At 43.1% G+C, this 22,371-nt stretch carries 19 protein-coding genes and 2 tRNA genes; 3 read left to right on the forward strand and 18 right to left on the reverse strand.

Features of this window, described 5'->3' with window-relative positions; all coding sequences use genetic code 11:
• Positions 1-38: 38 nt before the first annotated feature.
• The 11 genes from T487_RS0109805 to T487_RS0109855 all read right to left on the reverse strand — a co-directional run bounded on the left by T487_RS0109805 (position 39) and on the right by T487_RS0109855 (position 11,479).
• Entirely contained in the window at positions 39-797 is a 759-nt protein-coding gene (locus T487_RS0109805; protein ID WP_031576839.1) for an SDR family NAD(P)-dependent oxidoreductase, read from the reverse strand.
• A gap of 13 nt (positions 798-810) precedes the next feature.
• A complete protein-coding gene (locus tag T487_RS0109810) occupies positions 811-1,746 on the reverse strand; it encodes a transketolase family protein (RefSeq protein WP_031576841.1) in 936 nt (311 codons plus the stop codon).
• A gap of 1 nt (position 1,747) precedes the next feature.
• Positions 1,748-2,578, reverse strand: a complete 831-nt coding sequence (locus T487_RS0109815) for a transketolase (protein ID WP_031576843.1) — start codon at positions 2,576-2,578, stop codon at positions 1,748-1,750.
• 43 nt (positions 2,579-2,621) lie between these two features.
• A complete protein-coding gene (locus tag T487_RS0109820) occupies positions 2,622-3,896 on the reverse strand; it encodes a TRAP transporter large permease (RefSeq protein ID WP_031576844.1) in 1,275 nt (424 codons plus the stop codon).
• Positions 3,897-3,899: 3 nt separating this feature from the next.
• Positions 3,900-4,364 carry a TRAP transporter small permease gene (locus tag T487_RS0109825; RefSeq protein WP_031576846.1) on the reverse strand — a complete coding sequence of 155 codons (465 nt, stop codon included), beginning with the start codon at positions 4,362-4,364 and terminating at the stop codon, positions 3,900-3,902.
• Positions 4,365-4,377: 13 nt separating this feature from the next.
• Positions 4,378-5,409 carry a DctP family TRAP transporter solute-binding subunit gene (locus T487_RS0109830; RefSeq protein ID WP_031576847.1) on the reverse strand — a complete coding sequence of 344 codons (1,032 nt, stop codon included), beginning with the start codon at positions 5,407-5,409 and terminating at the stop codon, positions 4,378-4,380.
• Between the two features lie 21 nt (positions 5,410-5,430).
• Positions 5,431-6,297 carry a MurR/RpiR family transcriptional regulator gene (locus T487_RS0109835; RefSeq protein ID WP_031576848.1) on the reverse strand — a complete coding sequence of 289 codons (867 nt, stop codon included), beginning with the start codon at positions 6,295-6,297 and terminating at the stop codon, positions 5,431-5,433.
• Between the two features lie 669 nt (positions 6,298-6,966).
• Positions 6,967-7,203 carry a phosphopantetheine-binding protein gene (locus T487_RS0109840; protein WP_031576849.1) on the reverse strand — a complete coding sequence of 79 codons (237 nt, stop codon included), beginning with the start codon at positions 7,201-7,203 and terminating at the stop codon, positions 6,967-6,969.
• 19 nt (positions 7,204-7,222) lie between these two features.
• A complete protein-coding gene (locus T487_RS0109845; protein ID WP_031576851.1) occupies positions 7,223-8,758 on the reverse strand; it encodes an AMP-binding protein in 1,536 nt (511 codons plus the stop codon).
• A complete protein-coding gene (locus tag T487_RS0109850) occupies positions 8,718-10,076 on the reverse strand; it encodes a condensation domain-containing protein (RefSeq protein ID WP_031576852.1) in 1,359 nt (452 codons plus the stop codon). Before T487_RS0109850 ends, T487_RS0109845 begins: the two co-directional genes overlap by 41 nt.
• A gap of 14 nt (positions 10,077-10,090) precedes the next feature.
• The gene (locus T487_RS0109855; protein WP_031576853.1) at positions 10,091-11,479 is read right to left on the reverse strand and encodes an SLC13 family permease; all 1,389 of its coding nucleotides are present in this window, start codon (positions 11,477-11,479) and stop codon (positions 10,091-10,093) included.
• Positions 11,480-11,749: 270 nt separating this feature from the next.
• On the opposite strand from T487_RS0109855, the gene T487_RS15960 reads away from it, so the two are divergent.
• A complete protein-coding gene (locus T487_RS15960; RefSeq protein WP_031576854.1) occupies positions 11,750-13,132 on the forward strand; it encodes a transglutaminase domain-containing protein in 1,383 nt (460 codons plus the stop codon).
• Between the two features lie 61 nt (positions 13,133-13,193).
• On the opposite strand, the gene T487_RS0109865 is transcribed toward T487_RS15960, so the two are convergent.
• From T487_RS0109865 to thiM (T487_RS0109875), 3 genes are all read right to left on the reverse strand, one after another.
• Positions 13,194-13,269, reverse strand: a tRNA-Thr gene (locus T487_RS0109865).
• 114 nt (positions 13,270-13,383) lie between these two features.
• A complete protein-coding gene (gene thiM / locus T487_RS0109870; RefSeq protein WP_031576855.1) occupies positions 13,384-14,214 on the reverse strand; it encodes a hydroxyethylthiazole kinase in 831 nt (276 codons plus the stop codon).
• A 10-nt stretch (positions 14,215-14,224) separates the two neighbouring features.
• Positions 14,225-15,064 (reverse strand): hydroxyethylthiazole kinase, encoded by an 840-nt coding sequence (gene thiM / locus T487_RS0109875; protein WP_051651650.1) that lies wholly within the window; start codon positions 15,062-15,064, stop codon positions 14,225-14,227.
• 545 nt (positions 15,065-15,609) lie between these two features.
• Here thiM (T487_RS0109875) and adhE point away from each other — a divergent pair.
• Positions 15,610-18,198, forward strand: coding sequence for a bifunctional acetaldehyde-CoA/alcohol dehydrogenase (gene adhE, locus T487_RS0109880; RefSeq protein WP_031576858.1), 2,589 nt, complete (start codon positions 15,610-15,612; stop codon positions 18,196-18,198).
• A 73-nt stretch (positions 18,199-18,271) separates the two neighbouring features.
• On the opposite strand, the gene T487_RS0109885 is transcribed toward adhE, so the two are convergent.
• Together T487_RS0109885 and T487_RS0109890 are read right to left on the reverse strand one after the other, a co-directional pair.
• Positions 18,272-18,877: a hypothetical protein gene (locus T487_RS0109885; protein ID WP_031576859.1), complete on the reverse strand. Its 606-nt coding sequence runs from the start codon at positions 18,875-18,877 to the stop codon at positions 18,272-18,274.
• Positions 18,878-19,047: 170 nt separating this feature from the next.
• Complete coding sequence (locus T487_RS0109890) at positions 19,048-19,479, reverse strand: hypothetical protein (protein WP_031576860.1); 432 nt, start codon at positions 19,477-19,479, stop codon at positions 19,048-19,050.
• Positions 19,480-19,965: 486 nt separating this feature from the next.
• Between T487_RS0109890 and T487_RS0109900 the strand changes: the two genes are divergently transcribed.
• Entirely contained in the window at positions 19,966-20,769 is an 804-nt protein-coding gene (locus T487_RS0109900; protein WP_162178246.1) for a hypothetical protein, read from the forward strand.
• A gap of 149 nt (positions 20,770-20,918) precedes the next feature.
• Here T487_RS0109900 and ltrA read toward each other — a convergent pair whose 3' ends face one another.
• Positions 20,919-21,809: a group II intron reverse transcriptase/maturase gene (gene ltrA, locus T487_RS0109910; RefSeq protein ID WP_081827613.1), complete on the reverse strand. Its 891-nt coding sequence runs from the start codon at positions 21,807-21,809 to the stop codon at positions 20,919-20,921.
• A gap of 461 nt (positions 21,810-22,270) precedes the next feature.
• Positions 22,271-22,361: transfer RNA gene (locus tag T487_RS0109915), tRNA-Ser, on the reverse strand.
• Positions 22,362-22,371 lie beyond the last annotated feature (10 nt).

Here is a 22,371-nt window from a genome sequence, read left to right on the forward strand (position 1 = left end):
AGTATCAAGTCACCTAGGCCAGACGACTTTATCCTTCTCTAATCCATATGGGATCCGCCATTGATGTCAATGTCTTCACCAGTAATATAGGATGCTTCCGAACTGGCGAGGAACGTAATCGTTGAAGCAATCTCCTTGGTTTCACCAGGTCTTCCTATAGGAATGCCTTCTATGACCTTCTGAGCCATCTCTTCTGGCATGGACTTCCAGATATCTGTATTTACAAGGCCAGGAGCCACACAGTTCACTGTAATGCCATCCTTTGCCACTTCTCTTGCGAGATTTTTGGAGAATCCAAGAACTGCTGCTTTAGAAGCTGAGTAATGGGCTCCGCCGAAGACACCGCCACCTCTTTTTCCTGAGACGGAAGACAGATTGATGATTCTTCCCCATCCCTTTTCCTTCATTGGTTTCATCGCTGCCTGTGTCATGAGGAAAAGTCCAAACATATTCACATTGAAAATTCTTTTCATATCTTCCAGTGTCATATCTTCCACTGTTACTTTTTGGGAAATGCCTGCATTATTCACCAGAATATCCAAGCTTCCGAAAGTCTCCAGTGTTTTCTCCACCAACGCATTGACAGAAACTTCGTCTGTGACATTGAGGATGGCGCCCATAGCATTTCCACCAGCAGATCTGATTTCTGCTACGACTTCATCAATACCTTCCTGGTTCATATCTGCAATGACAATGGAAGCTCCCTGCTTTGAAAGTGACATGGCGATTTCTCGGCCAATTCCTCTTTTTGATCCGCTGCCTGTAACAACAGCAACTTTACCTGTTAAATCAAACATCTTTTGTTCTCCTTTACTTCTTTAGAAGTTCTTTTGCTTTTTGGACAATATTTTCTACGGTAATACCATTCATTTCGAGAAGCACCTCGTAAGGTGCAGACTGGCCAAACTGATCCATGACACCGATTCTTCTGACTGTTGCTCCACCTTCTTCAGCCACAACCTCAGACACTGCGGATCCTAGGCCATTGATGATGTTGTGGTCTTCAACGGTAATGATCTTACCTGTTTTTACAGCTTCCAGAACCGCATCACGGTCTAAAGGCTTAATGGTGTGCATATCAAACAGTTTTGCAGAGATCCCCTCTTCCTGAAGCTGCTTCCAAGCAGAAAGCGCCAGATGAACTGTATCTCCATTGGCGATGATGGCCAAATCTTCACCATCCTTCAGCTTCTTGGCCTTTCCAATCTCAAAGGTCTCATTTTCATCGTAAATTACTGGAACCGCATCTCTTGTAAATCTCAGATATACAGGACCATAAATCTTCGCAGCCTGTTCCACCAGTTTCTTGGTGGAGTAGAAATCTGCTCCCATGATCACAGTCATGTTGGGGAAAGTTCTGAGAACACCCATATCTTCTATAGCCTGATGGCTTGCACCGTCATTTGCCGGTGTCAGCCCCCCATGGGAGCAGGCGATCTTCACATTCAGATTCGGATAGCAGATGGTCTGACGGATCTGTTCTCCCATTCTTAATGAACCAAATACAGCGTATGTGGTGACAAAAGGGATTTTCCCGGCTGTTGCCAGTCCAGCTGCAAGTCCAGCAGCATTCTGCTCTGCTATACCAACATTCAGGTGCTGGTCTGGGAGTTCATTCATGAAAGCTGTGGTCTTGCAGGAGTTTCCGATATCCGCATCGATCACAACGATATTGTTATGTGCTTTTCCAAGCTTCAGTATTTCTTCACCAAAAGCTTCTCTTGTTGCTCTTTTCATCACTTCCATCTTAAAATCCTCCCTCAACTTCCTGAATCGCCTGTTCATACTGCTCTTTATTCGGCGCTTTTCCATGCCATCCCACAACATCTTCCATGAAGGAGACACCCTTGCCTTTTACAGTATCAAGAACAATACACTTCGGTTTGCCATTCTTATTTTCACGGATGCTGTCAAACATGTCCACCAGCGCTTCCATATTATGTCCATCGATTCTCTGGGTCTCAAAGCCAAAGGACTCAAATTTTTTCTCCAGATCCTGAGTCGGCATGATGTCTTCACAGACACCGTCACACTGAAGTCTGTTGTCGTCCACAAATACCACCAGATTATCCAGCTGATACTTTACTGCGGTTTGTGCTGCTTCCCATATTTGACCTTCCTGGCATTCTCCGTCTCCCAAGAGGACGTAAGTCCTATACCCTTTTTTATCCATTTTTCCTGCCAGCGCCATACCCACACCTGCGGAAAGTCCTTGTCCTAAGGATCCTGTAGAGATGTCTATTCCAGGAGTTCTCTTCATATCCGGATGCCCCTGGAGAATGGATCCCTCCTTTCTCAGCGTATAAATCTCTTCATAGGGGAAGAATCCCTTATGAGCCAGAGCACTGTACTGAATTGGGCATACATGACCCTTGGACAGGATAAAACGGTCTCTATCTGCCCACTTTGGATTCTTTGGATCTACCTGCATTTCTCTGAAATAGAGTGCAGCCATGAGATCCGCAGCAGAGAGGGATCCACCCGGATGTCCGGATTGTGCTGTATATATCATTTCCAAAGATGTTTTTCTCAGTGATTTCGCAATATTCTTCAGTTCTTCTACAGATGGCTTCATCATTATTATTCCTCCTTAGGAATTTTCATTTGTTCGTTTCAGTAATCTACATGAGGTTCGTCAGAAATAAGGATACTTGTGGTACATAAGTAACAAGAATAAGTATGAGGAGCGACATAAGGATCAACGGAATCGCCGCTTTCGATATCTTCGCTAAGTTCACTTTTCCGATACCGCAGGCCACATAAAGGTTCACCCCAACAGGAGGCGTCACAAGTCCAATAGCCAGGTTCACGATCATCACCACACCCAGATGAATCAGATTCACGCCCAGCGCGTTTGCCACAGGCAGAAACAGTGGTGTGAAGATATAGAGTGCAGAAGTGGAATCCAGAAATGCGCCTGCAATGAGAAGGATGATGTTCACGATGATGAAGAAAATTACTGTACTTCCTCCTGTGAAACTAATGAACATAGTGCTGATGGCGTTTCCTATTCCAGATACAGTAATCACCCAGGCAAAGAGACTTGCGGTTGCGGTGATCAGCATAACTACAGAGGTTTGTGAAGCAGAATCTACAAGAAGTCCATACACATCCTTCAGATTGATGCTCTTATAGATGAAGATGCCCACGACAAGTCCATAGACTGCTGAAACTGCAGCAGCTTCAGTTGGTGTGAAGATTCCGCCATAGATTCCACCTAAGATGATGACTGGCATGAGCAGACCCCAAAAAGCGTCTTTAAAAGCGAGCCATCTGTCTCTTCCTGATGTTTTTGGCAGCGTCTTCAGCTGAAGTTTTCTGCCTACTAGAAGAGCTACAATCGCCAGGCCCAGTCCCATCAGTATTCCTGGAATAACACCTGCGATAAAAAGAGTACCAATGGATGCTCCAGCAATGGATCCGTACACCACAAAGGTGATGGACGGTGGAATGATTACACCGATGGCACCTGCTGAAGCCATAAGAGCTGAGGAGAATTCTGTGGAGTATCCGGTCTTCGCCATGGCCGGAATGAGGATCATGCCAAGGGCTGCAACGGTTGCAGGACCCGATCCTGATATGGCTGCAAAGAAGCACGCTACGATGACCACCACCATGGCCATACCACCCTTTAGATGTCCAACAAATGCTTCTGCAAGGTCTATGAGTCTCTTGGAGATTCCGGCTTTTTCCATGATATTTCCACCTAGAATAAAGAATGGAATCGCCAGAAGCACAAACTTACTAGATGCCGCATACACGTTCATGGGTACTACAATAAAATCTATATTCTCAACGATGAGTGCAGCTAGAGAGGATAATCCTAAGGTTATGGCAATCGGCACATTCATGAGGAGAAGTACAACAAAGGTTGCAAATAATACTACTGTTGTCATTTTCTATACTTCCTCCTTTACCGCTTCAATGGTTTTTTGGATAAATCTCAGAAGAAGAAGAATTCCTCCGAATGGTACAAATGCACCAAAGATCCACTCGGGCAGCTGCATTCCGGCAGTGAGCTGTTCCAGGCGATACTCGTTATATGCCATAATGACACCAAAATATACAAGAATACCCGTGAAAAGAACGCCCAGCAGGTTCGCAACAATGTTCAAGCTCTTCTGCCATTTTGCTGATAGATTATCCGTCACAAGGTTCAGTCCAAGGTGCGCATTGCGCTTTGCGGCAAGAGATGCACCCGCTAGAGTCAGGAGAACAAAGAGGTTTGTTGTAATCTCATCTGTAAAGGACAGAGATGCTTTGAAGACAAATCTGGAGATTACATTGACAAACGCAAGGATGGTCATCGCCAGGAGACACCCCGCTGATAGAATTTCTTCAAAATGATCTAGTATCTTTTTCATCTGGTTCTCCCTCCTATTCCATCAGGCCAAAAGCTGCTGCTGCTTCTTCGCCGTATTTATCAACAAAATACTTCTGAAGATCTGAAATCTTCTCTTTGAAGGGCACAAGTTCTTCGCTGGATAGCTCAGTCACTTCCATACCAAAGGATCTGAACTTTTCAATCAGTTCCCGTTCCTCTTTCTCCACCATATCTCTTCCCCATTCGCAGGCTTCCAGGGCTTTTTCATGAAGAAGTTTCTGCGTCTCTTCAGGCAGCTCATTGAATTTCTTTGTGTTCATCACAAAAAGATAATTTTCATAGGTATAATTCCAAACAGTCATATACTTCTGTATCTCATACATATTCGCTGAATTGGTCACACTGAATCCATTTTCCTGACCGTCGATGGTTCCCTGCTGAAGGGCTGTGAACACTTCGCTCCAGCTCATGGCCACTGGATCTGCACCGAAGGCTCTCCAGAAATTCATATACACTTCTCCACCAGGAACTCTGACCTTCAGCTTTGCCACGTCATCCGGTGTTTTAACCGGTCTTTTGCTGTTAGTGATCTGTCTGAATCCATTATGTACAGATCCCATATAAGTAAGCCCTTTATCTTCCAGAAGCTTTCCATAATACTCTCCGCCTGAAGCGTCAATCACTTGTCTTGCCTGTGAGTAGTCATCGAATATCCATGGAATTGTACCTACGAGCAGCTTCTGATCAAGAACTGCCATGGCACTGGAAGCGTATGCGGCTATTTCAGTAGCGCCCTGGGCAACCATTTCCACGCCTTTCGTTCCATTACCTCCCGCAAGCTGGTCATTGGTAAATACTTTGATTTCAATATTTCCGCCTGATGCTTCTTTGACAAGTTCAGAAAACTTTATTGCTGTTTTTGTATCGGTGGCAATATCTGTTCCATTGACTGTCATTCTTAATGTCATTTTAGGATATAGCTTCTCATCTCCAGTCCCGTTATTATCAGATGCGCCAACGCATCCGCTGAACAGTGGTAACGAAACGAGAAGCATCAGCGCGAGTGCGCTTATCTTCTTTTTCATATCATGTATCCCCCTAAACATTTATACTCTTTTCAGGCTATATGCCTCTTTTGATTTTTCATTGTTCTTCGAGTAATTCTCAAAGTCCTTTGCTAGAATCCCCAGCTGCAGTACACCAATAACACACAGCTCACTGATTCTTGCAGCAGGCACGTCACTTAGAGATAGTGTTTCCCTAGATGTTGAGAAAAGAAGAATGTCCGCTTCATCAGACATGGGTGTCTTCTGATAGCCTGTGATGCATATGATTTTTGCTCCATTTCTTCTTGCCTGCCGCATTGAATCCAGCGTATTTTTCGTTCGTCCACTATGGATGATGGCGATGACCACATCCTCTTCTGTTAAATGTGTAGCTGCCATAACCTGCAAGAATGCATCGGTTTCCACAACACAAGGCAAACCCAGCTGCAGCAGCAGATTATAAGTACTGAAACAGATGGATCCCGATCCACCTTCGCCGATGATTAAGATCCGTCTGGCAGATGTTATGGCATCGATGGCTTTTTCCATCTCCTGATTGTCTATCATCTGCATGGTGTCATCGATGATCATCTGATTGATCTTTGCGAACTTCTGTTTTATTTTTGCAATATCATCTTCTTCATCGATGGCTTGTTCTATTCCATAGGAAGAGAGAATCTGATTCTCCATATAATATTTGAGTTCGTTATATCCTCTAAAGCCTATGGCCTTACTGAAACGGATGATAGAAGCGGGACTTGTTTCACATCTTTCAGATAGCTCCACTGTTGTTAGTCCTGCAATCTCATCCTGATGACTCAGAATATAATCCGCAATTCTTTTTTCTACTGCACTATAGGAATTATAGTATGCAATAATGCGATCAATGGTTTCAGTGTTGTTTCCCCGGGTATCAAACTTATTCATCGGCTTCTCCTCAAAGTATACTTTGTAATTTATTTCATGAAATATCGCGCTTACAGGAAATGTTTTTCCTAGCCACAATTTATATCGTTTTCATAACTCTGTCAATTTTTGTTATTTATTTAACAATTCATAAATCGGAGTAACATCAGATATTCTGAATTCATTTACACTTTTGTTTCCTATTCATTTTATGGATTTATCATTAAACAGCACTGCTATTTCGAAAGTTGAATTATTAGACATTATGGTTGCGATTTTTATATACTTCTTGAAAACCATTACCTCTCTATTTCATTGTCATTTCTTGACATGAAACGTTTCACGCATTTTCTTATAAAATAAAAATAGAAATAGAAATACAGCAAAAAATTGAGCACCTATCGTCCCAGATCCTCATGATTGGGTCAACCTGACGATGAAACGTTTCATGATTCAGGTCCGATCTCTTTCCGGAACGAATGATGCTTGTGGCAAAAATATCGAAAAATCCCCTTCTCACTAATAAGGATTGATAATAATTTATCAATCCTTATTTCAGTTTATTTCATTATCAGTGACATGTATTTCTCTTTATTCAAGCCATCCGCTTTATTTTACCCACAAAAAACTGCGTCTGTATTTCAGCTTCGTTTCACTGAAGCAATCAGACGCAGTTTTTAAGATACTATTTCATTTTAGGTAAAGTAGAAACTTTTTGATCTTGGAGACACTTCTCAGATCCTCCATACAATAATCTTTTCGATCGATTCTCCTTCCAAGCCGAACCTCAAGATACATAATCAGATTCACCATGGATAGGGAATCTAAAAGACCGTTATCCAGTAGATCCATGTCCTCTTCCAGCTCCATTATATCCAACCCAAAAATCTCAAGCAGTGCATCAGTTGCGATTTCATTTCGTTCCACGTTCTTCCCCCCTCGTTGTTTACTTACCGTAAGAATATAACGCCTCATGATGAAGTCTCATGGCAAAACGGTCAATTTTACCGCTGCTGTTTTGGGGAAAGACATCCATTCCTATAATTTTCTGTGGAATCATATACGATGGAAGTCTCTCTTTCAAGCCTTTCCTGATGTCCAGAAACAGCTTTGACCGGTTCTCATAAGTTGAAGTGAGGGTCACATAGGCCACAAGAAACTTCACAGTACCTTCCTTATCCACAACAGGCCTAACCACGCTCTGATGTATCCATTCTTCCTCATTGAGTGCGCTCTCCACTTCCTCCAGCTCCACACGGTTCCCGCCAATTTTGACTCTGTTGTCCAATCTGCCCAGATAATAATAGAGGCCTTCTTTTTTTATCATAAGGTCTTTGGTCCGAAAACCTCTCCTGCCAGAATCCGTGACAAAAAAGGTGCGCTTTGTTTCCTCTTCCAGTTTATAGTAGCCATCACAGAGTCTTCTTGAAAAAATAACCAGTTCACCTTTTTCTCCTTCAGGTACCAGGTTTCCTTCTTCATCCACAAGGACTGCATCTATAGAAGGAACTGCTTTACCTAGAGGAATCCTCTCTTCAATAAGCTCATCTACCGCGTCCTTTGTCAGTGTGCAGCCAATGGCGACCGTGGTCAGTTCTGTAGACGCATACTGAATCTTCACTGTGATCTTTGGAAACCTTCTAAAGACTTCCTTCACAAGCTCTTTTCCGCAGACCTCTCCTGCTAAAGCGATGGATTTCAGCTGAGGAAGATGAGATGCAGAGAACCTCTCATCCATGAGGAGCATACTGCAGGAAGTGGCAATGAGCCCCAGATACTCCGGTTGAATCTTAAGATATTGATTCAGAAGCTTTTCAGGGTCTTTCTGATACTCTGACGGGACCGCATAAAGCGTTGATCCCATGAGAACCATGGTTCGATAGACATGCTGCATATGAGCTGAAAACATATAGGAGAAGTTGTTCATAACCTTTTCTTGATGTCCCCCTATATAAAACTCCTCCGATGCAAGAAAAAGATTTTCCAGATCACCCAGCGCATTCATCACGCCTTTAGGATTTCCGGTACTCCCGGAAGTATAGAGCAGCGCCATCATTCCCTCATAAGAAAGCCAGGACTCTTCGGAAACCTTCTCCTTCCTGTACTCATATATAATCTCCAGAAGTTCTGATTCTTTTATCACAGGGACTTCTTTTTGACCGAGATCCCCATCCGAAAATGAAATCACTAAGGAAGCTTCTGAATCTTTCAAGATAAATAGAGCTCTTTCCTTTGGTAAGGATGATGTAAGAGGCACATAAGCTCTTCCCGATTTCAGGCAGGCAAACATCACCGTGAGATACTCATTCTCCTTATCGCCAAGAATCATAACCTTTGCCTTTGGCTCCAGTGTTTTTAAAAAATATGAAGCCAAGGCATCCGAACGCTCATGGAGCATTTTAAAAGTCATCCTATTACCATGGATATCCACAGCACATACATCACTGGACTGTGCTCTTTTTCTCAGCATCTCCAAGATCATAAGAAATCCCCTCCCTATCCACAAAGAACTCCTTCATCCGGCAGTCTGAACGTTCCAGCACCTCCCGGACGAGGTAACGATAAGATACCAGAAGACTTTTGATGTCCTCCTCCTGGAATCTTTTTTTCTGATACCGGAGTTCAAAAGAGATCTCTTTGTTTTTCGGCATATCAAATATTGCTGCATAAAACTGAGAGACATTGGTATTGGACCAGAACATTCTTCCCTTGGGATAGCTTTCCTGGAACACCGCTTCATAATCCATATAGGAGAACAGAATCCAATTGAAATTAAAGTTGAGACCATGAGAAAGGCATAGCCCATAAGATAGAGGGGTCACATCCAGTGTGCTGAACCTTATATGGCGGAGCATCTCCAGATTCTCTTCATAGTTTCTTTTCGCAAAGGACTCAAATGTTTCCTCCGGATTCACTTCAATGAGAAGCGGCGGAGAGTTCATCATGCACCCCATGGTCTGCCTGCTTCTGCCATCCATTCTTCCATAGTTCAATGTACCTAAAGTGAAGGTGGTGTTCCCTTGAATCCTATATATAAGAAGTGCTGCCATAGACTCCAAAAGACTCGGCATAGAAACCTGCAGCTCTTTATGAAGAGCAGTGAGCCCTTCATAAAGGTCTCCCCTTAGAAGAATAGATTTTGAAACGCAGTCAATCTTCATGGATCTTTTTCCTCCTGGAAAAGAAAAATCCCGTCTCATTCTGAGCTTTTCTTTCCAGTAGGTCTGATCTTCCTTAAATGCTTTGCTTCTTCTATACTCTTTTTCTTTCTCTACAAACTCTCTGTAAGAACCGCTTATTGTAGGAGGCACCGGCTGATTCTCCTCATAACACCGGTTCAGCATGCGGATTTCTTTCGCCAGAAGCTTCATACTGTAGCCATCGGTGAGGAAGTGATGCATCTGAATCCATAAAGTCAGATCCCCTGAAGCTCTTCTCAGCACCTTTATCGAGTAGAGCTGATCTTTCAGAAGCCGGATTCCCCGGTCCTTTTCTTTTTGAAGCCAGTTCTCATACTCTTCGTCCGTATAGAAAGGCAACACTTCAAATTTCTCCGTCTGAAAAGATCGGATGTACTGCCGCCAGCGCCATGGGAAACGGTACACAGGTACCAGGCGGAAACAGTCATTTCTCGAAATAAGATCATTCCCGATCCTCTGAAGTCTCTCTACAGTGCCTCCTTCCCATTCAAAAGCACAGGTCAGCGTATTCAGTTTCGACAGATTCTTAAAATCAGTCTGGGAGATCATCCCTAAAATCAGTGTGTATTGTGCCATAGAAAGTGAAAACAGATCTTCCATAACTTTGTTTCCCCCTAGATAAACAGAAAAGCAATCGGAACCCAAAGAGCAAGGAGTATGGCCCAGATGGTGGATACAACAGTTCCCGCTGTAAAGAGCTCTTTCATTGTATAGGATCCTTTGGTATAGGAAACCATGACTACAGGATCAAAAGGAATCAGGAGAACACAGCTGGCCATGGCTGCCACAATAAAACTGATCATTCTGGGATCATATCCATAGGATTCTGAAAGCGCTGCAAAGCTTGAAGCATAAAGAACCACAATGGCCGATGCGGTGGGTATAAGAAGATGTGTCCAGTTCACCAGTAGAGCGATGATTAAGAGAAAAACCAGAAGCACTGTATTGGTGAAATACGGCGATATGGCCGTCACAAGAAAAGCAGTCACCCCTGTTTCCACTAGAGCTGCACCTACAGACAATATGGCGCTGCAGATGAGAATGGTGTCCCATCCGCATTCCCTGGAATACTCCTTCCACGTGAGCATATCCAAACCAGGAAGAAAAAAGACTGTGAGTGTCAGTACCGAAACCATCGTCACATTTAGCCATGGGACCCAGGAAGTCATTACCCAGAGAACAAATGTCACAAGTAGAATCATCAAGGCTTTTCTATCGTATCTCGAGAGCTTCTCGTGATTGTGCATCTCCCTAAGAACTTTCTGCATGGTGTCCTCTTCCACAGGTTTCACCTTGAAAAGCAGAGTCAGAATTGGTACAGAAAGGAAAATTAGGATCAGAGCCAGGGGAATTCCCAGCAGCATCCATTCTGTAAATAGAACCTTCTGTCCCGTGGCTTCCTCCACCAAACTAATGGACAGTACATTCAGTGAACTTCCGGCAGGCGTCATCATTCCTCCAAAAACAGCGCCAAAAGGCACGGACATCATCATTGCTTTTCCTAAAGGACTCTTTCCCATATCCTCTCCCATCGAATGAAGCACTCTGGCTGCAAGTCCTGTCATAATAACTGCACAGGGCACATTGGAAACCACAGAGGAAATGAGCGCAGTGCCCAGCATAAAGGCACCCACCACATAAAGGGGGCGGCCATGAGACTTTGCCAGGAGAAAAACAGCAAGCCTTTCTGGGATAGAAGACTTCAGTAGAACCATGGAGATGCCATAACAGGCCATCAGAAAAAGAAAAAGTGTGGTCATGGAACTCTTCAAAGCCTGATCAAAGGTGACCACACCAAGAAGTGGAAGCAGAACCAGGACCAGCGGCGCAACGATTCCAGGAGGGATGGGTTCTGTAATGAGCATAAGAAGAGCTGCGGCAAGGATGGCAATACCTCGGAAAGACTCCATAGAAAGAGCACCTGTATCAGAAACAAGAAGCGCAGTGACTAAAATGAGGACAGTTCCAATGACTCCGATAACTCTTTTCTTTTCTGCTTTCATAAGATCCCGCCTACAGTTTATTCTTCGAATGGAAAAATATTATATCTTGTAAGAAAATTTTACGTTTTATGTCGTATAATGTCAAATATTTAACGACTAATAAACAATGGAAGATATTAATTTTAAATTAAAATAAATATCTTTGTATTCACAAATTATTCAGTTGTGAATATTTGTGATTCCATAAGATTCATGGCGTTTTTTTCTTGTAGCTATTCTATTCTCTTCAACTGTATAATAAATTATCAAACACTATAAAGGAGATCTGCCATGAAGGCATTACTTCGTAAAGTAATTCTTCTCATTCTATTAAGTCTAATGATGATTCCCCTGTCATCCAATGCATCCGGAGAGACGAGGAAAAAGGTGGGAACAGTACAGGAATACACGGAAGCTTTCCCCAAAGCGGCTGTCTTTTCCGGGTCCTTCTTGTCCGCTGAAGCCTCCAGGGTTAATCCCGGGATGTATAAGGAGGCTGATTATCAGAAAATCAAAAGCCGGTTTCTTCAAGCTGTGACGGCTTATGAAGACACTATTGCATTAGAGGAGTTTCATCTTACCAGCAGCCAGGCTTTTGAAATCTACTACAGACTTTATAATGAAACACCTCATTTTTTCTATCTCAGCTACAGCACCTCAGCTCTGATCAGTGAGCACAATGAAGTTCTTCAGCTGAACCTGGATTATTATTATCCCAAGTCCATGATTCCTGATATGAAACGGAAGCTGGAGGAAAAGATTACCTTGTTTCTTTCAGATCTTGATGAAACCTGGACCGATTTTGAGAAGGCGCTCTATGTCTATGACAAGCTGATTCTGGAAACCAGTTATACCGCAGGGGAAAAGGACTCCCTTTATACTGTATATGGTGTATTTACAGAAAACCAAGCAGTTTGCCAAGGGTATGCGTCCGCATATACGCTCATCATGAGAGATTATCTCGGAATCGAGACCCACTACATCTATTCAAAAGAGATGAATCACGCCTGGAACCTGATCCGTTTGAACGGACAGTACTATCATGTGGATGCCACCTGGGGAGATCCCCAGCCCGATGAGCCAGGAAGAGTGAATCACAGGTTCTTTCTTCTTAGTGATGACGCCATGAGAAAGACAGAGCCCGCTCATAAAAACTGGAACGCTCCCTACCTATCCACTGACACCACGTATGATGAATCTTCCTATAAAGCCATCCAAACGGGTTTGATTCCAACAGATCAGGGGTGGATCGGCATTGATGGAGATGGCGCTCTATATTTCTATAATTTTAAAAGAGGTGTTTTCCGTTATGGAAATCATCTGACCAGATTGTGGTCTCCGATAAAGGATGAAACAGTGTACTATACCAAAAATTACAGCACACTTCTGAAATCTCAGAACACCATCTATTTTCATGATCACGACTCCATATATTCCATGGATCCCATCACAAATAAAACCCTAAAGATCTTCACCAAGAGCCCACAGGATGGTTTCATCTACGGGATGTCAGCCAAGGGCTCTGATCTGACCTACTATCTGAAAAAAGAACTGGATCAGCAGGAGTATCTCTTGAAAACTCTGGATCTAAGACCATTTTCTTTCACCATGGGCATAGAAAAACAGCACTCTTTGAGACTTCAGTGGATGTCAAGGTCTCTTCTCATAAACTGATGGATCTTCTGATTTATAAAAGAAAAAAACGCCAGTGAAAATTCACTGACGTTTTTTTCTTTGGAGCTACTAGCCGGAATCGAACCGGCGACCTGCTGATTACGAATCAGCTGCTCTACCGACTGAGCCATAGTAGCAAACCCGTATCATCGATACCTATATATCTTAAGGGATTCAGAAAAATTTTGCAATGGTCTGAAGAAAAAAGCATGCTGTAAACCAGAGATATCTGATCACAGCATGCACTTCTTCTAATCTAACTCAACTTCCACAAGGTTCAGCCTGTTCATGAGCTCCTTCGTTTCCATCATAGAAACCGCATCATGTACATAGGTCTTGAACGTGCGGATGCCTTCTCTTTCCTTCATTCTTTCTTCTGCCATCTCAGAGGCTACGCCCATGACAGCGCACCCAACAGTAGCACTTAAGAAGTAGTCCTTTGTGAGACCTGAATAGGTCGCCATGATGGCAGCCACAGAAGATCCAGCTCCGCAGATTTTCTTCAGTTTGGCATCTCCATTGGATACTTTGGCCATTCTCTTTCCATCGGTGATGATATCTGTTTTCCCTGTCATCACCACCACCGCGCCCAGCTTTTCTGCAAGCTCGATGCAGTACTTCTCGGCTCCATTTTCATCCTCAAAAGAGTCGATGCCCTTGTTTTTTGTTTCATATCCTAAAATAAACTTGATTTCACCAAGGTTCCCTTTGAGAATATCCACCTTCACCTCTTTCAGAAGATGCTCAATGGCATACTTTCTGAAAGAAGAAGCGGTGATGGCTGCAGGATCCAGAATTACAGGCACATGAACTCTATTGGCAGTTTTTCCTGTCAACGTCATAATGTCCAGATACTCCCTGTTGATGGTGCCAAAGTTCATGACCACCGCTTGGGACTTGGAATACTCCACCATTTCATGAGCTTCCGAGATTTCATCCGTCAGCACCGGTGAACCTCCGGAATGAATGCACATATCCACCAAATCCAGTACGGTCACATAATTGGTCAGAAAGCAGACCAGAGGATATTTCTCCTCGAATTTCTGTGCGTAGAGCTTCTCTACATGATTTCTCAGATTCATTCATTACTCCTTATACTGCAATCTCTTCAACTGCAACATCTACAATATTCGCTCTTTCTCTTACAGCATCATTGCTGAGAATGGAAAGAGTATCCAAAAGATGATGCTTGTAGGTATAGTATCCTTCGCCTTTTTCTACCATGGTATCCGCAATCTCACCAGCAATACCCATGATGATGACACCAGTCATGGCGCTGTAGAAGTAATCCTTTGTAACACCACTGAAAGTACCCACAAGAGCTCCGATGGTGCATCCGGTTCCGATGACCTTAGGCAGGTTCTTGGAGCCGTTCTTGATTCGTACAACCCTTGTGCCGTCGCTGATGACATCTTCAATGCCAGTCATGGCAACCACGCAGTTGTATTTTTTCGCCAGAGCAACCACATACTTTTCTGCTTCGCTTTCATCCTCATTGGAGTCTACGCCCTTGGAAGTAGTCTCCACACCAAGACATGCCTTCACTTCCGCCAGATTTCCTTTGATGACAGAAATCTTCAGCTCCTCCAGCATTCTTCTGATGGATGCGGAGCGGAAAGGTGTCGCACCTGCTGCAACAGGATCCAGTATGATTGGAATGTTAAGCTCTGTCGCTTTCTTCCCTGCTTCAATCATAGCATTGACCTGCTTATTGGTTACGGTTCCGATGTTGAACACCAAAGCATCTACCTTCGCATACTCCACCACCTCAGCAGCATCGATAGGATCATCTGTCATAACAGGAGTTCCTCCGAAATAAGATGTGATACTGGTCAGCTCATTGGCTGTCACATAATTAATAAGAAAGTCCACCAGGGGGTTCTTTTTCTTTGCTTCATCCATAAGATGAATGATCTGATCTATATGGCTCATTTTCATTTCCTCCGAAATTTTCGTTTTTCATAGTGCAACCTCTGCACGAGAGCACATTATATAGAACCTCCCTCCTGAAAATCAATCTCGTCTCAAAAAAATCACAGAGTTTTTATACTAACTTCATCACTTTCTCTCCATATTTGTTTTTTTATAGAGGCTTACAGGAATTATTTCCCTTCTGGCAAAGCAAACTGCCTGAACCTCAGCCGAAAAAGACTTCCTCAATTTTTACATTATAGAACCACCTGAGCCGAAAAATTGATAAAATATGAATTGGCATTAAATAGTTAATTATTTAACATATTCAGTTGTAGATTCTATATGGAAACCAATATAAACGTAAAAATCCGACTCTGCAAATTGATTCATATTTGCTGAATATTTTAGTGTTATTGCTATATTTATTAAAATGAAACCGTTTAATTTTACTTTTATCATAATATTGATATTTATTTAACAGAATTATGGAGAATTCCATTGACGATACTATTTTCTGGTGCTATTCTTATATTGTCAATAATTTAACAGAGGATGTGGATGTAATGACACCAATCACCACCGTAGAAGAACTCCAGATTGCCATGGAAGATCTCAGAAAGCAGCAGCAAAGCTATGCAACTTACACCCAGGAACAAGTGGATGAGATTTTCAGACAGGCTGCGCTGGCTGCCAACAATCATAGAATCCCCCTGGCCAAAATGGCTGTAGAAGAAACCGGTATGGGCATAGTAGAAGATAAAGTAATCAAGAATCACTTTGCCTCTGAATATATTTATAATCAGTACAGAAACGATAAAACCTGTGGAGTCATCGAAGAGGATCTTTCCTTCGGTATCCAAAAAGTGGCTGAACCTATCGGCGTAGTCGCTGCCGTAATCCCAACAACGAATCCTACTTCAACCACCATCTTCAAAGCTCTTTTGGCTTTAAAGACAAGAAATGCCATCATCTTCTCCCCACATCCTAGAGCTAAGAACTCCACCATCGCAGCAGCAAAGGTCATTCTTGATGCCGCAGTGAAAGCTGGTGCTCCCGAAGGCATCATCCGATGGATTGATGCTCCATCTCTGGCCATGACCCAGACTGTCATGTCATCTTCTGATATCATTCTTGCCACAGGGGGTCCTGGCATGGTGAAAGCAGCTTACTCTTCAGGTAAACCTGCCATCGGCGTAGGTGCTGGAAACACGCCTGCCATCATCGATGAGACTGCTCACATCAAAATGGCCGTAAGCTCCATCCTTCTTTCCAAGACCTTTGATAACGGAGTCATCTGTGCTTCCGAACAGTCCATCATTGTCATAGATAGTGTTTACGACGAAGTGAAAAAGGAACTATCAGATCGTGGTGCCTATCTTCTGAGCTCCGAAGAAACCGAGGCAGTAAGAAAGGTGATTCTCAAAAACGGTGCTCTCAATGCTGATATTGTAGGACAGAGCGCGTATAAAATCGCTGCTCTTGCAGGTCTTGAAATTCCTGAAAACAGCAAGGTGCTCATCGGTGAAGTGGAAGAGATCACAGAGGAAGAGCCTTTCGCTCATGAAAAACTGTCTCCTGTTCTTGGTATGTACCGAGCTTCCACCTTCGAGGATGCTCTTGACCAGGCAGATGCTCTTGTGAAGCTGGGTGGATTTGGACACACCTCGGTGCTCTATACCGATCAGATCCGTTCCAAGGATCGTATGGATGCTTTTGGAAGACGCATGAAAACCGGAAGAACCATCATCAATATGCCTTCCTCCCAGGGAGCCATCGGAGATATTTACAATTTCAGACTTGCACCTTCTCTAACTCTTGGATGCGGAAGCTGGGGCGGAAACTCTGTCAGTGAGAATGTTGGAGTAAAGCACCTTCTGAATATCAAAACCGTTGCTGAGAGGAGAGAGAATATGCTGTGGTTCAGAGTTCCCCAAAAAATCTATTTTAAATATGGTGCCTTGGAGGTAGCTCTTCGGGAACTAGGTGAGCTGAAAAAGAAGAAGGCCTATATCGTAACAGATAAAGTTCTCTACAACCTGGGGTACTGCAATCAGATGATTAAAGTGTTGGAGGAACAAGGGGTTGATTTCAAGATCTTCATGGACGTAGAACCAGATCCAACCTTAAGAACCGCTAGAAAAGGCGCTGAAGAAATGCTCAGTTATCAGCCTGACGTCATCATCGCACTAGGTGGAGGCTCTCCCATGGATGCAGCCAAAATCATGTGGACCCTTTATGAGCATCCAGAAGTGCGGTTTGAAGATCTTGCCATGAGATTCATGGACATCAGAAAGAGAATCTATCCATTCCCTAAGCTTGGTGAGAAGGCTACTTTCATTGCAGTGCCTACCACTTCCGGTACGGGTTCTGAGGTGACTCCTTTTGCGGTCATCACCGATGAAGTCACTGGAATCAAGTATCCATTAGCAGATTATGAACTGACGCCGCACATGGCCATCATTGACACAGAGCTCATGATGAACATCCCTAAAGGACTCACAGCAGCTTCAGGGTTTGATGCTCTGGTTCATGCCATAGAAGCCTATGTTTCAGTGCTGGCGTCTGAGTATACCAACGGTCTTGCTTTAGAAGCCATCCGTTTGATCTTCAAGTATCTGCCTCTATGCTATACAGAAGGACAAACCAATGAAAAGGCACGTGAGAAGATGGCTCATGCTTCCACCATGGCTGGTATGGCCTTTGCCAACGCATTCCTTGGAGTGTGCCATTCCATGGCCCATAAGCTGGGAGCTTTCCATCATATTCCTCATGGACTTGCCAACGCACTGCTCATCAACGAGGTGGTTAAGTTTAACGCAGAGGAAAGCCCAACCAAAATGGCTGCTTTCCCTCAGTACAAATATCCAAATATCACCTACCGTTATGCAAGAATTGCCGATTATCTTCAGTTAGGTGGAACTACGGATGAGGAAAAAGTGGAGCTTCTCCTGAATGCATTAGACAACCTGAAGGATCAGCTGGAAATGCCAAAAAACATTGAATCCATGGGAATATCTGAAAGCAAATTCTTGGAGTCCTTGGATGAAATGTCACACCTGGCCTTTGACGATCAGTGTACTGGTGCAAATCCAAGATATCCCCTTATTTCTGAGATCAAGGAAATGTATCTGAATGCATTCCACGGAAAGTAATAGAGTATAAAATGAACCGGAAAGACAGGCTTTGTCTTTCCGGTTTTATTTCACTCTTCTCTATGATGTTTTTTTATAAAACATATACTTTATTGCGATAGGTCAGCTCCAAGGCAATCTCATCCAGCTCTAGAGGTTCCACAATCTTTCTCATGCCATCAATGAGCTCTCCTACTGTGGTGTACTTGAGACCCAGATGCTGATGATAATCTTTCAGGGTTACAAGCCAAGTGGCTTTATGATTTGTCATTTCCACATAATACACAGTCTTCTTATCTCGATAATGAAATTTCAGCCGAAACATATCTTTCGTCGTAATACTAGAAAGTTCAACTGGGATCTCTTCCGGCCTGATGACTTGGAACCTGATATAGAACTCCAAAGGACTTATGTTTTCATCCACTTTCCCTTCCGAGAAAAGTTTCCATCTGTTGGCCAAGATATTATAGGATGCCTCCATCTCTTTTCTGCTGCTGTAGACTGCATAAAATGGTGGATCCAACGGACTGATCTGGCCATTGTCAATAAGACTTCCATCCGCATTTCTGAATCTCTGAGCAAACTCAACCTTATTCATAGTCCGATAATCTGTGTTTCCGACGATAAACTCCATATCAGTGCCATTCAGATGAGGCATCGCTTCCACTTCAAACGCCTTTTCAACAATTCCGATTCTCAAGAACAATCTCCCCCAATTGTCACATTATATTATTTGTATATCCTAATATCCATGTGTGATTATTTACAGCAATTCTACGAAATATCTCGGAATTAATCTAGCCTCAGGTTTATCTCTTGAAAAACATCATCTGACATTGCTTGAGCAGATGATCTCTTGAAACTCTGAATCTATCCTATGATTGCAAACAATCTGAACTTGCCGTCTTTTACAGTGAAGTACAAATTTATATACTCACTGATATGTTTTGATTCACCCGCAACAAGAAGTTCATATTTGAACTCAGCGTAAATCATTACGGAATCTATCCTGCCCAATTCAGGAAATGCTTCGGAGTAATGCCCGTATCTAGGAAAGTAGCGAACCTGACTGAAATCTATACCATCATAACTTAGTATTACTCTCTTGCTCAGCAAATCATATTTTTTCTTTATTGCGTATCTGAGGTCTTCCTCTACAGCCTCTTCAATAATTCCGCTTTCTATTAGCGTTTGTGCTGCATAATCAGCATCTTTATCATGTGTTATCGCATTATGGATTGCAGAATAAATCTGAAGAACCGTATCCTGCAGTACATCTTCATATTCAAGAATGTTTTCCATTAACTTATGCTCTTCGAATTGGTATTCTTCAGGAGGGGTCTGTGTTAAAATTTCGGACAGAATGGTAAGATAGACAAAAAGGCCGAAAGGAGTCGAAAACCATGTCTGGGAAGAGAAAACGGTATGATGAGGAGTTTAAAAGAATGCCGTTAAACTAAGTTACGCCAGTATGAAAACAATTAGGGATATAGCCAGTGATTTGGGTGTAGCTGAAGCAGTTCTATCATGCTACTCTTTGAATTATCTATAAGCTCTGGTGTCTTTTTATTAGGTCTATTTTTTTAAGTTACTGCATAAGGTGGCAGTAGAATATTCGAGAACCTTTTATTTAGATTTTTATTTAAAACAACACGAAAACCTCCAAAATCCCGAAGAAGTTCGGGGTTTTGGAGGTTGAAAATCGGATATAATGAAATGGTCACTGTTGCATTTGTAAAATTGGAGGTATAAAATGAAAAAATAGCAAGCCTTATTTTGTCTCTGATCATGGTTCTTTCCATCTCCTCTACTGCAGTAGCATCTGAATCCATTGCAAGCCTATCAGAAGTTTCTGAAGCTTATGGGATTCCAATGGACATCCTTAAATCATTAGATAAAGAGACTATTAAATCATACAGAACTAATGTCGCAAACGAAAAACACTTTTCATCAAATGAATCATATATAAAAGTGACTATAGATGAAAATAATGAAATGCACATGGAAGAAAGCTCTCTTTCTGAATATCTTATGGAATCTCAGCTAATGAAATCTGATACGGGTGTATCCATCAATAGCAGTACTAACACAAATAGAGGCTGGATAAATATTTTCACATCTGTTTTTGAAAGGACTGCTACAACAGGAAGAGCTACTGCTAGTTTTACTTGGCTTACCCCCCCATCTCCTCGAATGAGAGCTGTTGTGGGTATTGGTCATAGAAATGGAGTCGTGATTAGTAATACTACAAGCGGTTATTACTATCACACTTCCCCAGATAAAACTTATAAATATACCTTCAATGCAAGTGATATTGGCGAGTCAGGTGGTGGTACTACTGCAAATTATAGACTAACTACATCTAACTATTTAAGTGAAGCAAGAGATTTCACATTTATCCAAGTAAACTTTATGAAAGAGGGTAACTCTGAAGGGGCTACAGCTAATTACGCCCATCAGAAAATCCAAATTTCATGGACGCCTACGTTTGCAATTAGTAGGGATGGTATGTTCAGCTTATCTGGTGGCATATCTTTTTTAACTTATTATAAACAAACACTAGGTGGATACGCTAGTATTAGTTGGGAATAATCAAAGGAGTTTGAAAATGCAGTATATAAGTGGTTTCGTTAACATATTCCTTTTCCTCATCATTGTTTGGTTAGGTCGTCTCGATATGCAATCAGCAGTCTATCAATTTCCAGCATTATTTGCGGTAATTATCGGATGGATTGCCATTATTAAGTCAAAGAAAAAAAACAAAGCATCATAATATAGGGGTTAATACATATAAAATGGGATGTCAACTTCAGATGGTTTTCCAGATATTTCCGACTCGATTCCAGCAGTCGTTCTGCCGCTCTTTTGCTTCTCGCAAATACAACAATATCGTCCGCATAACGGACTACCGGCACTCCTCTGCGCTCCATCTCCTGATCGAACTCGTTCAGGTAGATGTTTGCCAGAAGTGGCGATAACGGGCCACCTTGCGGTGATCCTTCCTCTGTTCTGCAGAAGATGTTGTTCTCCATGACTCCGCTCTTTAGGTATTTCTTAATGAGCCCTATCACGCGGGTATCCTGGATTTGCTTTCTCAAAAGGTTCATCAGTAGTTCGTGGTTTAAGGTATCGAAATACTTGGACAAGTCGACTTCCACCACTTGGGTGTAGCCGTCATCAGCATATGTCTTTACCTTTTGCATGGCTTGTTGTCCACTTCTTCCCGGGCGGTAACCATAGCTGCCGTCCGAGAACCTGGGCTCGAAGATGGGTTGAAGCTTTTGAGCAATCGCCTGCTGAATAATGCGGTCAATGACCGTGGGTATTCCTAACTTTCGCTCACCGTTTCCATCCGGCTTGGGAATAGACTTACGTCGCACCGGGTTGGGCTTGAAGCTTCCATCCCGGATGCTCAACAGAAGTTCTTCCTTATGTTCCTTGAGCCACGGCAATGCTTCCTCAACGGTCATCCCGTCGATTCCAGGCGCGCCGTGGTTTCTTTTGACCCTCTTATAATCCTGGTTCAGGTTGTCCCTATCCAGTATTTCTTCCAGAAGGCCGGTTGCACCGTCCCTTTCTTTCCTTTCCCGAGAGCCGGTGCTCCGCGCTCCCGCATACTCTTGACGTTCCACGCTATCCCTTTGCGGGCAGCCCTTTCGGTACTATGACTTCTGCTGACTTCTCACAGCAAGCTTTACTCCATCTTTCGGATTGATCCCTACCGGATGTCTGTGAGACCTCCCCGGGTAAGAGCGATAACCTTCATTCCATCTAGCCGCCTCATTTACCGTATGGGATTCGGGTAGCATTGGACTTTCTCTTGTTGCGCAGAGTCGTCCGTCCCAATTCGACCTTGTATGAGATTTCTGTTCGTCGGCCCAGAACTTTGCCCATCAGAACTCGGCGTTCTGACATCCGGCTTCCTTCAGATTCCACCTCGCGGTGGACACCCTTGCCTTCGGCTAACGCTTCCTGCTACCGAGCGCGTAGTGGACTTTCACCACCAAGTTATCGCCCATGCCGGGCGCACGCAAAAAAGGAAACCCTTGAAAGCATTATGCCTCAAGGGTTTCCTTTTTCTCTAAATATCATATGGCGGAGAGAGTGGGATTCGAACCCACGGTACCCGCAAAGGTACGCCGGTTTTCAAGACCGGTGCCTTAAACCAACTCGACCATCTCTCCATGATCTAGC

Origin of the sequence: Proteiniclasticum ruminis DSM 24773 (assembly GCF_000701905.1) — a bacterium.
Taxonomy (GTDB): domain Bacteria; phylum Bacillota; class Clostridia; order Clostridiales; family Clostridiaceae; genus Proteiniclasticum; species Proteiniclasticum ruminis.